Below are 15158 nucleotides of genomic sequence, written 5' to 3'. Positions count from 1 at the left end.
TCACTTTCTCAATGTAGATTGGCAGCATCTAACTAAGCTAGGTCACTGATGTATCAAGCTCACTTTGGTTTTGAACAACTGCCATTTACTTTAACGCCGAATACCGATTTATTTTATGGTTTAGCGCCTCATTTCGAAGCGATTCAGACGGTGATCTCAGCGTTAGAAATGGGCGAGGGCGTGATTAAGGTCACCGGAGAGGTTGGTACTGGAAAAACCATGGTTTGTCGGATGTTGGTCAATCACCTAAATGATTGTACGGCTCTTATTTACCTGCCAAACCCTGTACTTTCTGGTGCTGATTTACGCCAAGCTGTTGCGAAAGAACTGGGTTTGACTATCGATAATGAAGCAACCTTAGTTGATAACATTCAGCATAAGCTCATTGAGTTACACAACTCAGGTTTAAGAGTGGTAGCGATTCTTGATGAAGCTCAAGCTCTATCGGATGAAGCTCTCGAAACATTAAGGTTGTTCGGTAACCTTGAAACTGAAGATAAAAAATTGCTGCAAATTGTTTTATTAGGGCAACCTGAGTTGGATGATCGATTAGAGGCTTATCACCTTAGGCAGTTTCGTCAAAGAATCACGTTTAGTTCAACACTGAGGCCGCTCACTCTCGATGAAACGGTGGCGTATATTGATAATCGGATCGCTAAATCTGGTGGCAATCCTGAATTGTTCAGTTTGAATCAAAAAAAGGCGATTTGTCGCTCCTCGTTAGGTATTCCAAGATTGATAAATCAACTATGCCATAAGGCTCTTTTGCTCTCGTTCAGTGAAGATAAGAAAAGTATCGACAACCAGCACCTGTTTTCAGCCATGCATGAAACTTACGATGTATGTAAGCCTAAATTTAAAACGCCAATATTGTGGGGTTGGAATTAATTATGAGCGTCATAAATAACGCCTTGTCTGAATTGGCAAAGAAAAAGTCAGCGACTTCGATTGAAGCAGCAATCGTACCTAAAGTAAAAACGCGTTCCCCATTGGTTTGGGTTGTTGCGGGCTTTACTTTGAGTTTAGCGATGGGTGGTTGGGCGATATCACAAGGCCCTACCGTTGAACATTCAATCTCAACTCGAGATGCACAAGTTCAGGTCTCTGTCTTAGAGAGTTCTGGAGAAATGCAAGATGTTGTTACTCAAACACTCTCATCGCCAACCAAGAAATTAGTGACGCTAGATTTAACGCCCCGTTCCGCAGAAAGCACAGTAGCGGCAAATAACGTTCAAGTTAAGCCAACGACAACGTCGAGTACTTCTAAAGCGAGAACCCCTGACGTTACGCCTAAACCGTTAAGCACGGCTAAAGCGAGTAACATTGACATTCCCAAGCCGATTTACGTTGCTAGCGTGGCAAAAAAAGATCCGGCTCCTATCTCTAATGAGAAAGAATCTTCTGACAGTTCAGAAAATAGCGAAATGTTGATTGAGCAGGTAGAGCTAACGCCTGAGCAGTTATCAGTGAATGCACAAGGGCGAGCTCAGAAAGCGCTTGATGCGAATGATCTTACTGGTGCTTTGAAAGGTTACACTGAAGCTCTACGCTACACGCCACGAAATGAAGATGTCCGTCAGAAACTTGCGATTCTCTATTTTGGTAAAGGCGATACTCGCAAAGCCTATGAGTTGTATCAGTCTGGTATCAAGCTCAACATCAACAGTGAAAAACTGCGATTAGGGTTATCTAAACTTCTGGTTAAAGCTAACCAAGCAGAAGCAGCTTTAAGCCCGTTAATCCACCTGCCACCAAATCCTACTCAAGATTATTTAGCTATGCGTGCGGCGTTGAGTCAAAAATCTCAGCAAGAAGACATCGCGCTCGAGAGTTACCAAAAGTTAGTCGAGGTTGATTCAGATAATGCTCGCTGGTGGCTTGGCCTTGCGATTCAACAAGAGCGTCAACTTGATTTTTCTGCTGCAAAAGAGTCATACCAAGGTGCCTTAACCAGAGTTGGAATCTCATCTCAATCGCAAAACTTTGTGCGTGACCGCTTAAAAATAATCAAAGCTTTAGAGGAGAGTGGCGATGCAAATTAGATTAAGAAAAAGGCTAGGTGATTTGCTCGTCGAAGAGGGAATCATCACTGAGGCCCAAGTTGAACAAGCTCTTTCTGCTCAAAAAAGTACCGGTCGTAAGCTAGGTGATGCGCTGATTGAACTTGGTTTCTTATCAGAACAACAGATGTTGAGTTTCTTGTCTCAGCAACTCGCTATTCCTCTGATTGATTTAAGTCGAGCCGTTGTTGATGTTGAAGCGGTACAGCTTTTACCTGAAGTGCATGCTCGTCGTCTTCGTGCATTGGTGATTGGACGCCAAGGCGATACGTTACGTGTCGCCATGAGTGATCCTGCGGACTTGTTTGCTCAGGAATCTTTGCTTGGCCAACTAGGTGACTACGCGCTTGAATTCGTTGTCGCTCAAGAAAGACAATTAGTGGATGGCTTTGATCGCTATTACCGCCGAACCAAAGAAATAGCGTCTTTCGCCGAGCAGCTTCATGCCGAACACCAAGTCAATGACGCCTTTGATTTTGATATTGCTGGTGAAGACAGTGACGAAGTTACGGTCGTTAAGCTGATCAACTCGCTATTTGAAGATGCAATCCAAGTCGGTGCATCTGATATTCATATTGAGCCAGATTCAAACGTATTGCGTCTTCGTCAGCGTATTGATGGCGTGCTGCATGAAACACTGCTGAATGAAGTCAATATTGCTTCTGCACTCGTACTGCGCTTGAAGTTAATGGCAAACCTCGATATCTCAGAGAAGCGTCTTCCTCAAGATGGTCGTTTTAACATTCGAGCCAAAGGTCAGTCTGTTGATATTCGTATGTCGACTATGCCCGTGCAACATGGTGAGTCTGTGGTTATGCGTCTTCTCAACCAATCCGCCGGCCTTCGTAAGTTAGAGGCGTCAGGTATACCAAGTGATCTGTTGGTTCGACTTCGTCAACAGTTACGCCGCCCACATGGCATGATTTTGGTCACTGGCCCGACGGGTTCAGGTAAAACAACCACCCTTTATGGTGCGCTAAGCGAATTAAACGAGCCGGGCAAAAAGATCATTACCGCGGAAGATCCGGTGGAATACCGCCTTCCTCGTGTGAACCAAGTTCAGGTAAACCCTAAGATCAATCTCGATTTCTCTACTATCCTCAGAACTTTCCTTCGTCAGGATCCCGATATCATCCTTATTGGTGAGATGCGCGACCACGAAACCGTTGAGATTGGCTTGAGAGCCGCACTGACTGGCCACTTAGTGTTAAGTACGCTGCATACCAACGATGCAGTAGACAGTGCGCTGCGTATGATGGACATGGGTGCTCCCGGTTATCTTGTGGCAAGTGCCGTGAGAGCGGTAGTGGCACAGCGATTAGTTCGTAAAGTGTGTACTGATTGTAAGGTTGAGGATGAATTGGATGAACCTCGTAAGCAGTGGTTGAGCGTACGTTTCCCTAATCAAGTGGCTGTGCCATTCATGAAAGGTCGTGGTTGCCAGAACTGTAACCTAACCGGTTATCGAGGGCGTATTGGTGTATTTGAAATGTTGGAGCTAGAGCAAGACATGATGGATGCACTCAGAGCGAATGATGCGGTTGGCTTTGCTCAAACGGCAAGGCGGTCTAAAAACTACAAACCGTTGTTGGCTTCTGCGATGGAGTTAGCTTTGCAAGGTGTCGTGAGCCTCGATGAGATCATGCACCTTGGTGAAGGCGATGCTTCCGGTGCCACTGACCCAATTTATCTGTAGGGGTAGAGCGATATGCCAACGTATCGTTATGTAGGTCGCAGTTCTGATGGCAGCCAAGTGACTGGCCAGTTAGATGCGAATAACGAAGATCTTGCCGCAGAAAGTTTGATGAGTAAGGGGATTATTCCCACCTCAATCAAACTGGGTAAAAGTGGTGGTTCAGTGCTGGATATGGATGTATCGAGTCTGTTTTCACCCAATGTTCCGCTTGAAGTCTTGGTTCTATTTTGTCGACAGTTATACAGCCTAACCAAGGCGGGTGTACCACTATTAAGGTCGATGAAAGGCCTGACCCAAAACTGTGAAAATAAGCAGTTGAAAGCAGCCTTAGAAGATGTGGTTGCTGAGTTAACCAATGGTCGTGGATTATCAGCATCAATGCAGATGCATCCCAAGGTGTTCAGTCCGCTGTTTGTCTCTATGATAGGGGTTGGTGAGAATACCGGTCGTCTAGACCAATCTTTGCTGCAATTGGCTGGATACTATGAGCAAGAAGTCGAGACTCGTAAGAGAATCAAGACTGCGATGCGTTATCCAACCTTTGTGATCAGCTTTATTTTGGTCGCGATGTTCATTCTCAATATTAAGGTTATTCCACAGTTCTCTAGTATGTTTGCGCGCTTTGGTGTCGACCTGCCGCTCCCAACTCGTATCTTGATTGGAATGTCCGAGTTCTTTGTTAATTACTGGGGCTTAATGCTCGCGGTTATCTTTGGTCTTATTTTTGCTTTCAAAGCATGGGTTAAGACAGACAAAGGATTGGAAAAGTGGGACAGGTTACGCTTAAAAATACCCGTGATTGGTGGGGTAGTGAATCGAGCGCTACTTTCGCGATTTTCACGCACATTCGCCTTGATGCTAAAAGCCGGTGTACCACTGAATCAATCACTGTCGTTGTCTGCGGAAGCATTGGATAATCGATTTCTTGAGTTGAGAGTTCAGGCGATGAAAGCCGCAATAGAAGCCGGTAGTACGGTTTCTTCAACAGCGATCAATAGCGAAATTTTCACCCCACTGGTGATACAAATGATTTCGGTGGGTGAAGAAACCGGCCGTATTGATGAGTTGCTACTTGAGGTATCCGATTTTTATGATCGAGAAGTCGATTATGACTTAAAGACCTTAACCGCAAGGATTGAACCTATTTTATTGGTGGTTGTAGCTGGTATGGTGCTGATCTTAGCTCTGGGTATTTTCCTACCGATGTGGGGAATGCTGGATGCAATCAAAGGCTAGGGAATGCTAAATAACCTACAACGCTCACGTTTTGTTATTTGGAGTGTCGTTATTCTTTTTCTTATTGTGGGGGTGCTCTCTGCCTTTAAAACGGTAGAAGAAGAAGCAACTAACACGGCATTGATCGTCGCGAGCAAGCGGATTTTAGAGCAAGCAAATTTGTTCAAACAACAGTATTTGTTATCGAGTGCTGAGCAAAACAATAGCTCGGAACATCCTAAAAGTTATAGCCGAACAGGCTGGATAATGCCGATTCAAGGAGATGAGCGAGACTGTCATTATTGGCTTGAGGAATTATACCCTCAAGAGAGCATTTTAGGGCTCAGTTCACCGAGTATTGAAGATAAAAGTGATAACATACAGTTTCATTGTCGTTATCATTATAGTGATAAGTATCAGATAGATATATTGCTCGAAAAAGAAAGATTTAGTGTAAAAGCCAATATTTTGGCTTTGTGAGAATATTGACAGTTTTTCTGTGGTTTTATACGTGTGCAAATGTATAATGCGCGTTAGCAATTAGATGAGTAGGTAGAAAATGCTTAAAAATCAAAAGGGTTTCTCCCTAGTCGAGTTGGTTATAGTGATTGTTGTCGTTGGTTTATTGGCGGTTGCTGCTTTACCTCGTTTCTTAGATGTGACGGATGCAGCCAAGAAATCAAGTATTGAAGGTGTCGCTGGTGGTTTTGCAACCGCCGTTTTGTCGGCAAGAGCACAGTGGGAAGCAGAAGCTAGGCCGTCAGAGAATATAGGTGTTGAAACATACAATACTGTAAATTATGATGGTGTTGATTTTTGGTTAACAAGATCAAAGAACAGTAACAATGTCGATACCGATTTTAGAGATGGCTACCCATGGACTCTGAACAACGATTCGAGCACTGCACCACAAGATATTTCAGATGAAACCTGTTCTGAGTTGATGGAAAACTTACTGCAAAACCCCCCTAAAGTCGGTGCGGTTTCAGATGTTGCTAGCGACTCAAATTACAAATATTCAGCGCAAGCGAATTCAGGTGATGCAACGTGTACTTACATTCAGTTAGAAGGTAATACCGAGCACCAATTTGTTTACGAAATTAAAACTGGTCGTGTGACCGTAACTTTGCAGTAAGTCTGCGTAAAATTAAACATAGAGAGAGCTTAACTATGAAAAGACAAGGCGGTTTCACCCTAATCGAACTAGTGGTTGTAATTGTTATTCTGGGTATTCTTGCTGTAACTGCGGCACCACGTTTCCTTAACCTGCAAGATGATGCAAAAGAATCTGCACTTCAAGGTTTAGCTGGAGCAATGAACGGTGCAGCAGGAATCACTTTTGGTAAGGCCGCGATTGATGGTGTTGAAGCGATTGCAGATTCAGCTGTTTCAGAAGGGAATACAACTATCCAAACCGTTTATGGTTATCCTGAAGCAACATCTGCAGGTATTGGTGCTGCAACAGACCTAGATGGCTTTGTTGTCTTGAAAGCTGGTACTGCCGCAACCGAAGGGGCGACTGTAGACTACGGTCTAACTGGTTATACTACTCAATGTGTGCGTTACACTGCTGCTACGTCTGCAGCACAAGCAACTGCACGTGTTGTTGATGGTGTTTCTACGGGTAATGCTAAAGTTTGTCAGTAAGATAAATTGTTATTTTAAGGCCAGCTCCTGCTGGCCTTTTTTCTATCCAAAGCACACAAAGATCAAAGCTATTCATATACATAATATCGTAAGCTTCGTTATCTTGTATAATCAGTATTCGCTAGGCAGTTAGAGGCTCATTATGGATAACAGCCCCATCTCCAAAGGCTTTACTCTGGTAGAGCTGATCATCGTTATCATTATCCTCGGTATTATTTCAACTTTTGCCGCGAGTCGTTTCGCTGGAACCTCTAGTTTTTCTACCTTTGCTGCCCAAGAGCAGGTCATCTCTGTTATCCGTCAAATCCAAGTTAATCGAATGCAATCAAACGTTTCCGCTGCTAATGACAGCTTTCGTCTTGCTATCAATAGTGATTGTCTAGGTTCAGTTACGGCATGCAGTCTAAATCTATCGAATAGCGCTCAAAAATCACAAGCTGATGCGCGTAGTGACTATGTACGTGAGTCCGATATTTCATTTTCTCCAGCGAATACAATTATCGATTTTGATTTATTAGGTAATCCTTCGGTGAGCGCTGGGGTTAATATTACTATTAATTCAAATGCCTCTAGTAATAGCGCTCAGGTGTGTATTAATTCTCAAGGCTATGTGCGTGAAGGGACGTGCCTATGATTCGCTCACGTGGCTTTACTCTAATTGAAAGCATTGTGGTGATTATCGTATTGGGTATTGCGATGGTCACGATTACCAGCTTTTTAGCACCTCAAGTGGCAAGCTCGGCCGACCCGCAATATCAAAATCGTTCAGTGGCGTTAGGGCAGAGTTTGATGAATCAAATTTTGGCGCGTGGCTTTGACGAACATAGTGACTTTGATGGTGGTCTGGTGCGCTGTGGTGATGCAGGTGCGACCGCTTGTTCTGCTCCCAATGAACTCGGAGTGGATGGTTCAGAGGCAACCCCCGCAGCTTTCAATGATGTTGATGACTATATCGGTTGTTGGTACACCGATACTACGGAGTCAGCGTGTGTCTCATCAACGAAGTACCCGCTCGCTAATATCCTAGACGAAAACATTGAAGACAGTTATGCCAATTTTCGTGTTGAGATTTCGGTGGTGTATGATCAAAACATGGACGGTGTTAACGATAATACTATTGGTACGATGAAGCGCGTTGAAGTACAGATCTTTGGTGGTAATAACCGCTACAGCGTGATTGCCTATAAGGGGAACTACTAATGAAACAACGTGGTTTTACTCTTATAGAAATGATCGTAACCATTGTTGTGGTTGCCGTCATCGGTCTCGCTATCGCAGGTTTTGTTGAATATGGCATGAAAGGGTATGTTGAGACTATTGACCGGCAAAAGGTGCAAGTGAAAGGGCAATTTGTTGTTGAGAAAATGTCGCGAGAAATCAGTCACGCGGTTCCCAACAGTTTTGATTCGAGTATTACCCCTACTTCGGCCTTTGCTCAAAAATGTCTCACCTTTTACGCTATTAAATACTCAGGTTTTTATCACCTTGATGAAGCGACAGATGAGTTGAATTTTATTATCGGCCAAGACTCCCCAATACTCGACGCAGACGATTTTCTAATTATTAACCCAACGGATTATTCAGAGTTCGGAGAGGATTCGACTAAGCGAATTCCTGTGTCGGGGTTAGTCTCAACTAACAATGTGTTTACCGTTTCTTCCGTAAGTTTGAGTAGTCAATCTATTGCTAAACGTCATTATATTTACGATGAGAGTGCTTCGGTGAGTTACTGTTTAGTGAATGATACCGTTCAGAACCAAGGCCTAATTCAGCGCAATGGAATCACCGTTGCGGATAGCATCAATTATGCTCAAAGTAACTTCCGCTACGAAGAGCCAAGCTTGCAGCGAGGTGGCGTGATTCACATCGATCTTGTGCTTGAGCAAAACAGTGAAGTAAGCGTTTACCAACAAGATGTGCAGGTACTCAATGCGCCATAGAAAATCATCTCAACAAGGCAGTGTTTTGATCGTCGCGATATTTGTTATTGTGGTGATGGGCTTCCTTGCGACTTCTTTAGTACAGGTCCAGTGGTCAAATCACGACACATTGACACGTAAGCAGCTTGGAACTCAGGCTTGGCTGCTTGCACACTCCGCGAATGAGTGGGCACTTACTCAAGTTTATCCACTAACGGTTTCGCCTGCGGTTTCAACCAGTGTGAGCACTGTGTGTAGCAACTTAAACTCAAACCAAGTGAGTAGTGGTATGTCGACTATCTGTACCGTCGATGAGTTAACTTGCAGTCAGATCGGAGTGTTAGATGGTGTTGGCTTTTTCAAAATAGAATCTACTGCCATTTGTGGTTCAGGTATTAACCAAGTGCAACGAATTCAAGAAGTTTGGGTGAAGGAGTAGTGACATGAATAGTATAAAGTTTCTAAGAACCCTTCCCCTATTTTTTTTATTTTCGTGCTGGTCTTTTGGTTCTTACGCTCAGACTAATTACAACTTAAATAACGGGGGGCACTTCGACTCTCTATGTTCTGGTAACACAAGTGTTAGTGGTGGTAATCCCAAGACTTATTCCTGTAACGGAATATTTAACGCAGATAACGCATATATAAAAATGAACAGTGATTCAACATTGTGGGCTAGTGGTGGATTTAAACTGATTAACAGTGATATCACACACAATAACAATAAAGTTTTCTTAGAAGGTGGTGCCAGCGGTTCTAGTTATTTTGAAAACTCAGACTTGCGTGCTGATATAGCTGTAAACAACAAGGTGACAACTAAAAATTCGATAATTAGAGGCTCAGTATCTAATGTTAGTAACCATGAGATTATTTTAGAGTCGGATTCATGGGTTTCAGGAAACGTTGATGGTGGTACTAAAATTACCATATCGGATTCACAAGTTAACGGTTGGGTTACTAACAGAACGAATAATGACATCGAAATAAAAGATGAGTCTTCGGTTTGGGGTAGCGTCAATGCAGGTTCAAAAATAACTATCGATGACTCAATTGTTAATAATAATGTGTTGAATCGCTCTTTAAATGAAATAGAAATAAAAAATGGTTCTACAGTGCAAGGCGATGTCGACGGAGGGACAAAAATTACCATTGATGATTCTGAAGTTGTGGGTGATGTGTCAAATAGGAATAATAACGAGATAATAATTACTGATGACTCTCGTATTGGTGGGAGCGTTATTGCAATAGGGCAGTTGAATATTTCTGATTCAGAGATTGTGGGTGATATTGATAGTAGGAGTCATAATATTAACTTAGATGATGACACTATCATTCATGGAAATGCTACTGCTGCTAACAATAATTGGGCAACGATATACTTTAAAGATGATGATAGTGTGGTTCATGGAACCTGTCTGTATAGGACAGATCCAGTTGATGCATGTTCAGGAACTCCCCCTATCAACCAAAATCCACAATTCGAGTTTGGTACTCTTACGGATAATAATTGTACGATTTCATCTCCAGGGCCTGATAACAAACAAGTCGTGACTTGTACGCTGAATTTTAATAATACCTATGACATAGCGAAACCTAAGCCGCTCGTGTTTGTCATGCCAACCATTGATGCAAGCTTATCCGTTAGGAGTAATGGGACAACTGAGCTTCCTTCTACAGCGTCTGTAATCAATACAACTTGGCAATCTGCGACAATAGTTCAAGAAATAGCACCAAGTGCTAAGAAAAAGACAAACAACATTACTTACTTAAATGCCCCTATGAGTGGGCAAAGTGACCCTTTAAAAAATAGTAATCATATTGATTATTTTGTTATCGAAGAAGGTGTGATCTCTTTAAATAATGGTGAAAGTCAAATTGTTGCAGGTCTTGTAAATACAAACACTGCCGCCTCTCAAATTTCTTCTGAAAGAAATAATGCAGATATTATTCGCTATGAGGATTATGGTTTAGACTCATTTAATTCTAAGCCAGGCATTTTAGTTCAACCTCAAACAAAAAATAACACATCGGCGTGGTTTACCGGAATGGCTCGCGGTGTAGGAGTTGATAGTTTTTCCTTGGCATTAGAGAAATCTGAAGTCATCAAAAGTAACTCAATATCATCGAAAGAGAATGTAGCTTTTGTGGCTGGCGAAGGCTCTGGGTTTATTCAAGGTGCCCGTTTTTTCCTTGGCAATGCTGAAACAAGGGTGACAACTACGCTAAATGAAAAGGTTATTTCTCCCATAGAAATTGGTTGTGAAGAATTTACTTCAATAGTAGATGCCGGCTTTGATGCCCCTCCTATATTAGTTGCCAATAAAAACTCTCGCAGTGGAAATAATGGCGGTTGGATTCGTCGCTGTGATATCACGAAAGATAAAGTTTATTTTATTGTTGAGGAAGACATGGACAAGGACAGTGAACGCTCTCACGTTGCTGAAGATGTCGGCTTCTTCATGTTTGACCGACCTAATGAACTTGGTATCTGTGAGGGCTTTAACAACAAAAGCCCTGTTCAAACTTGGCTAGGATCCGGTGGCTCGCTTGAGATAAATGGCTCTCAAGGTTTGTCGCCACAGATTGTTGGAGCGTTGCGTGAAGATGGTCAACGTTATGTTGGTTTTTTAGACACAAATACTTTTGACCGTACAAACTCTGCTTGTGAAGGTCAGAAGTGTCTTGGTTTAGATGATCTTTTGATCAACAAAGAGGCTTTAGAAGATGTTCCTGATAACCTTGGAAACTCATTGGTGATTCCACAGGTTAATAACGTCACATCTTTGCCTATTATTAAGAATGGCGTAAAAATTTATGAGTACGATAGCATTACAATTGGTGATGGTGGTGTCGTAGAAATTGAGGCAGGTAAATACAAAATTGGTAAGCTAGATATCAATGAAACGGGCAAACTTAAAGTTAAAACTGGAGATACCGTAACAATTTTTACCAAAAATTTATCTGTTAACAATAATGGTTACGCGGGTATTCCGATTGTTAATAGCATTGGTGAAAAGCCGGTACTTGCTGCAGATACTCATTTTAGAGTTAATGTTTTAATAAACGGCGCGAATCATGTCAGCTTCAATGGCGAAGGGGCTACTTTTGTCGGATTGGTTTACAGTGAACAATTGGTTGATTTGAGCGGCTCTGCGAAAGTCTACGGTGCTGTTTCTGCCCAAAATATTAATATGTCATCAAGTGCTTTAGTACATGCAGAAACGAGCTGTATTGTACCAGCGGATGATTATGAAATTGAGATATCACCGGCAACCGATTTAGCTTTGATGTGTGGCGACGACTCCCCTCAATTTACCATTAATACCTCTAATAATGGTGTGGCTGAAAGTCTAGGCGTTACCGTAGGTATTGCGCCAGATGCTGATGAATTCGAAGTTTCTGTACTACAAGGACAAGGTTCAGGTACTTACCCTAATTATGTTTCAAATGACGATGGTGAATTAACTTTAAAAGTTGTCGCTAAAGATACTGCCAATATTGATTTTGATACAGCTTATAAGCTAACAGCGACATTAGTCGATGATTCTGGCAAAGAGGTCGAAAGTCAGTTCAAGTTCGTGCCATTTAAATTCTCTTTAGTGGATGGCAATACTCCAACAAATCGCCTTGACGTTATTGCGGGACAGGCGACACCGACAGTAACTAAAGTTTTAGCGTGTGATTCTGGTGATTCAATCGTAGTTGCTGAAAACTATGTGGGTGAAGCTGGGGATGAAGTTACTATTGCTCATGAGCTTGATAGCTCTTGGAGTGGCTCTGATGGAACGTTAACTTACTTACCAGAGTTCAAAAAAGGCAGCGCCTCAACAGGCTTAACTATTTCTGAATCAGGTCTTTTCAATGTCACTTTAAAAGACAATAGTTTTGATTGTACTGGTTTCGCTGGTTGTCCCGAAGATGGGAATTATGATGTAGAGGGGAGTTTCTCGGTCTACTCTCGCCCTTGGAAATTTGCGATTTGCACCAACAAGAGCTCCGATGGAAACAGCAACGAGAAAGACTCAGATAGTTTTGCTGCTGCCGGATCTCCATTTGATGTTTATACCCGCCCGATAAAGCATACCGACTCATCTTCGGTTTGTACTGATGATAATTTGTTGACGAATAATTACTTTGAGTCGACAGCAAGCGTGAAAGTTACAACAACTTTAGATACCCCTTCAATTACGGATTATCCTGCTGCTGATCTAGGTGATTTAACCCCTGTTGCTCAACTAACTAAACAAATTTCGCCGAATGATCAGGCGAATAAAGGTTATAAGTTCGAGAGCTTAAAATACTCAGAAGTGGGTAGTTTTAATTTCATCGCAACTGAAACTGGCAGCTTCTACGGAAGTATCCTTGGCGGCTTCTCTGGTAGTAAATCTATTGGCCGCTTTTACCCTAAATACTTTGTGCAAGGTACTCCGGAATGGAATGTCGCCAATCAAAAGGATATCGCATACCTAAGTCAACCTTATGATTCTACAGTTCACCAAGTATATCCAATGGCTTCTGGTGAAGGTGATACGGATAATGTTCTTAATAATTACCGGTTCTTTAATACAGAGTTACAAGCAAAGTTTGGTGTTTTAGATGATAGCAACACTGATAACGGCTTCTTGCTAGATACGGGCTCTGGAACATGGTCAGCTGATCGTAAATATTGGTTGCTTAATGACAATGCAGCTGAGCTTCAACGAGTTGTGGATTCAGATGATGTTAGCCGCAGAGACACACCGTTTAATACGTCAGATGCTAACTCGACTGCTACAAACTTTGGCTTAACAATCGAGGGAACAGATCCGGTGTCATTTACGGATTCTGACCCTGTTACCAGTTCGGTAGCTTTCCCAATTCAACCTCCAGCCCGCTATGGCCGAATGGCGCTTGATGATATTGGCGGTAACTCCGGTAGTACTTTGACGATTCCACTTCGTGCTGAGTTTTGGGATGGTAGTGACTTTGTTGTGAATGACGATGATGATCGTAGCACCTTTAATGGTTCAAATTTCTGTAAGCAAGTCATTTGGACCAGTAATGCAGTCAAAACTACACTAGCTTCACTCAATGGCAGTGGAAGTGTTGATGATGGAGAGGAAAACGTCACAGCAAATCAAAATACGCTAACAGGTACAGATTCGCCACGTGAGCAAGTCCGTCTGTGGTTAAGAATGGATGACTCTGCACCAACGGCTAAAACTGGTGAAAACCCTGTTGTTTGTTCAGGTAGCGATCAAGATCAACCATGGCTACGTTACAACTGGCGCCAACTAGGTGATGAAGATCCATCCACCGTCGTCACATTCGGTATCTACCGCGGTAACGATCGAGTGATCTACCGAGGTGAAAGTGGTTTAACAGGTCAGTAAAAATATAATTTTTGCCCCTTAAGTTAGGAATCTGTAAGAAATTGCGGGTTTCAGTCCATGTTTATACTTCAATGCCTTGCCGTGACAGCAAGGCATTGGTACATTTAGTGCAATTTTTGTCTTCTAATTCTTGCAGGATGAGCGAAGAATATGTTTAAAAAACTTCGTGGCATGTTTTCAAACGACCTATCGATTGATTTAGGTACAGCCAATACCCTTATATATGTAAAAGGCCAAGGCATTGTTCTTGATGAGCCTTCCGTTGTCGCTATTCGCCAAGATCGTACGGGGTCTGCAAAGAGTGTAGCTGCTGTTGGTCACGCTGCTAAGCAAATGCTTGGTCGTACGCCTGGTAACATTTCAGCGATCCGTCCAATGAAAGACGGTGTAATTGCTGACTTTTACGTAACCGAAAAAATGCTTCAGCACTTTATTAAGCAAGTGCATGACAACAGTGTGCTTAAACCAAGTCCTCGTGTTTTGGTTTGTGTACCTTGTGGTTCAACTCAGGTTGAGCGTCGTGCTATCCGTGAATCAGCGCTAGGTGCTGGTGCTCGTGAGGTTTACCTAATCGATGAGCCTATGGCTGCTGCGATTGGTGCTGGCCTACGTGTATCTGAGCCAACGGGTTCAATGGTTGTTGATATCGGTGGTGGTACGACTGAAGTTGCGGTTATCTCACTAAACGGTGTGGTTTACTCGTCTTCTGTACGTATCGGTGGTGACCGTTTTGATGAAGCGATCATCAACTACGTTCGTCGTAACTACGGCAGCTTGATCGGTGAAGCAACGGCAGAAAAGATCAAACACGAAATCGGTTCAGCTTACCCTGGTGATGAAGTCAATGAGATCGAAGTACGTGGTCGTAACCTTGCTGAAGGTGTTCCTCGTAGCTTTAGCCTAAACTCAAACGAAATCCTAGAAGCGCTTCAAGAACCGCTATCAGGTATTGTATCTGCAGTAATGGTTGCACTAGAACAGTGTCCACCAGAGCTGGCTTCTGATATCTCAGAAAACGGTATGGTACTGACAGGTGGTGGTGCACTGCTTAAAGATATTGATCGTCTGCTAACAGAAGAAACGGGTATCCCTGTTGTTGTGGCAGAAGAGCCATTAACGTGTGTTGCTCTAGGTGGCGGTAAAGCTCTAGAGATGATCGACATGCACGGCGGCGACCTGTTCAGCGAAGAATAATATCTAGTGTTAGGCTCTTTTCTTATCTAGTTTTATGTAAAGAGCCTAGGACCTT

Annotated in this window: 13 protein-coding genes; all 13 read left to right on the top strand. The window is 42.8% G+C overall.

Features of this window, described 5'->3' with window-relative positions; translation table 11 throughout:
- Window positions 1-48: 48 nt before the first annotated feature.
- The 13 genes from NX845_RS21240 (at window position 49) to NX845_RS21180 (ending at window position 15103) form a co-directional block, all read left to right on the top strand.
- On the top strand, window positions 49-888 hold the full coding sequence (locus NX845_RS21240; RefSeq protein WP_017092365.1) for an ExeA family protein: 840 nt from the start codon (window positions 49-51) through the stop codon (window positions 886-888).
- A gap of 2 nt (window positions 889-890) precedes the next feature.
- Window positions 891-2042, top strand: a complete 1152-nt coding sequence (locus NX845_RS21235; protein ID WP_029406098.1) for a lipopolysaccharide assembly protein LapB — start codon at window positions 891-893, stop codon at window positions 2040-2042.
- Window positions 2032-3756 carry a GspE/PulE family protein gene (locus NX845_RS21230; protein WP_017078837.1) on the top strand — a complete coding sequence of 575 codons (1725 nt, stop codon included), beginning with the start codon at window positions 2032-2034 and terminating at the stop codon, window positions 3754-3756. The genes NX845_RS21235 and NX845_RS21230 overlap by 11 nt, the downstream gene beginning before the upstream one ends.
- 12 nt (window positions 3757-3768) lie before the next feature.
- Window positions 3769-4992, top strand: a complete 1224-nt coding sequence (locus tag NX845_RS21225; protein ID WP_017096095.1) for a type II secretion system F family protein — start codon at window positions 3769-3771, stop codon at window positions 4990-4992.
- A 3-nt stretch (window positions 4993-4995) separates the two neighbouring features.
- Window positions 4996-5451: a hypothetical protein gene (locus tag NX845_RS21220; RefSeq protein ID WP_017096096.1), complete on the top strand. Its 456-nt coding sequence runs from the start codon at window positions 4996-4998 to the stop codon at window positions 5449-5451.
- A gap of 79 nt (window positions 5452-5530) precedes the next feature.
- Window positions 5531-6106 carry a prepilin-type N-terminal cleavage/methylation domain-containing protein gene (locus NX845_RS21215; protein WP_017096097.1) on the top strand — a complete coding sequence of 192 codons (576 nt, stop codon included), beginning with the start codon at window positions 5531-5533 and terminating at the stop codon, window positions 6104-6106.
- Between the two features lie 35 nt (window positions 6107-6141).
- Entirely contained in the window at window positions 6142-6618 is a 477-nt protein-coding gene (locus NX845_RS21210; protein WP_017086987.1) for a type II secretion system protein, read from the top strand.
- A gap of 142 nt (window positions 6619-6760) precedes the next feature.
- A complete protein-coding gene (locus tag NX845_RS21205) occupies window positions 6761-7252 on the top strand; it encodes a prepilin-type N-terminal cleavage/methylation domain-containing protein (protein ID WP_017096099.1) in 492 nt (163 codons plus the stop codon).
- Window positions 7249-7818, top strand: coding sequence for a prepilin-type N-terminal cleavage/methylation domain-containing protein (locus tag NX845_RS21200; RefSeq protein WP_260257127.1), 570 nt, complete (start codon window positions 7249-7251; stop codon window positions 7816-7818). The genes NX845_RS21205 and NX845_RS21200 overlap by 4 nt, the downstream gene beginning before the upstream one ends.
- Window positions 7818-8558: a prepilin-type N-terminal cleavage/methylation domain-containing protein gene (locus NX845_RS21195; protein ID WP_260257126.1), complete on the top strand. Its 741-nt coding sequence runs from the start codon at window positions 7818-7820 to the stop codon at window positions 8556-8558. The genes NX845_RS21200 and NX845_RS21195 overlap by 1 nt, the downstream gene beginning before the upstream one ends.
- Complete coding sequence (locus NX845_RS21190; RefSeq protein WP_260257125.1) at window positions 8548-8976, top strand: MSHA biogenesis protein MshP; 429 nt, start codon at window positions 8548-8550, stop codon at window positions 8974-8976. The genes NX845_RS21195 and NX845_RS21190 overlap by 11 nt, the downstream gene beginning before the upstream one ends.
- Window positions 8977-9187: 211 nt before the next feature.
- On the top strand, window positions 9188-13909 hold the full coding sequence (locus tag NX845_RS21185; protein ID WP_260257129.1) for a DUF6701 domain-containing protein: 4722 nt from the start codon (window positions 9188-9190) through the stop codon (window positions 13907-13909).
- Window positions 13910-14059: 150 nt separating this feature from the next.
- Window positions 14060-15103 (top strand): rod shape-determining protein, encoded by a 1044-nt coding sequence (locus NX845_RS21180; RefSeq protein ID WP_017090474.1) that lies wholly within the window; start codon window positions 14060-14062, stop codon window positions 15101-15103.
- The last annotated feature ends 55 nt before the right edge of the window (window positions 15104-15158 follow it).

Origin of the sequence: Vibrio sp. NC2, from assembly GCF_025195005.1 — a bacterium.
GTDB lineage: Bacteria > Pseudomonadota > Gammaproteobacteria > Enterobacterales > Vibrionaceae > Vibrio > Vibrio splendidus.
The sequence above is the reverse complement of the archived record's forward strand: the minus strand, read 5'-3'. Positions and strand labels throughout refer to the sequence as shown.

Coding starts and splice junctions, on each gene's coding strand:
- NX845_RS21240 (WP_017092365.1), top strand. CDS start 49: ATGTATCAAGCTCACTTTGGTTTTGAACAACTGCCATTTACTTTAACG.
- NX845_RS21235 (WP_029406098.1), top strand. CDS start 891: ATGAGCGTCATAAATAACGCCTTGTCTGAATTGGCAAAGAAAAAGTCA.
- NX845_RS21230 (WP_017078837.1), top strand. CDS start 2,032: ATGCAAATTAGATTAAGAAAAAGGCTAGGTGATTTGCTCGTCGAAGAG.
- NX845_RS21225 (WP_017096095.1), top strand. CDS start 3,769: ATGCCAACGTATCGTTATGTAGGTCGCAGTTCTGATGGCAGCCAAGTG.
- NX845_RS21220 (WP_017096096.1), top strand. CDS start 4,996: ATGCTAAATAACCTACAACGCTCACGTTTTGTTATTTGGAGTGTCGTT.
- NX845_RS21215 (WP_017096097.1), top strand. CDS start 5,531: ATGCTTAAAAATCAAAAGGGTTTCTCCCTAGTCGAGTTGGTTATAGTG.
- NX845_RS21210 (WP_017086987.1), top strand. CDS start 6,142: ATGAAAAGACAAGGCGGTTTCACCCTAATCGAACTAGTGGTTGTAATT.
- NX845_RS21205 (WP_017096099.1), top strand. CDS start 6,761: ATGGATAACAGCCCCATCTCCAAAGGCTTTACTCTGGTAGAGCTGATC.
- NX845_RS21200 (WP_260257127.1), top strand. CDS start 7,249: ATGATTCGCTCACGTGGCTTTACTCTAATTGAAAGCATTGTGGTGATT.
- NX845_RS21195 (WP_260257126.1), top strand. CDS start 7,818: ATGAAACAACGTGGTTTTACTCTTATAGAAATGATCGTAACCATTGTT.
- NX845_RS21190 (WP_260257125.1), top strand. CDS start 8,548: ATGCGCCATAGAAAATCATCTCAACAAGGCAGTGTTTTGATCGTCGCG.
- NX845_RS21185 (WP_260257129.1), top strand. CDS start 9,188: ATGAACAGTGATTCAACATTGTGGGCTAGTGGTGGATTTAAACTGATT.
- NX845_RS21180 (WP_017090474.1), top strand. CDS start 14,060: ATGTTTAAAAAACTTCGTGGCATGTTTTCAAACGACCTATCGATTGAT.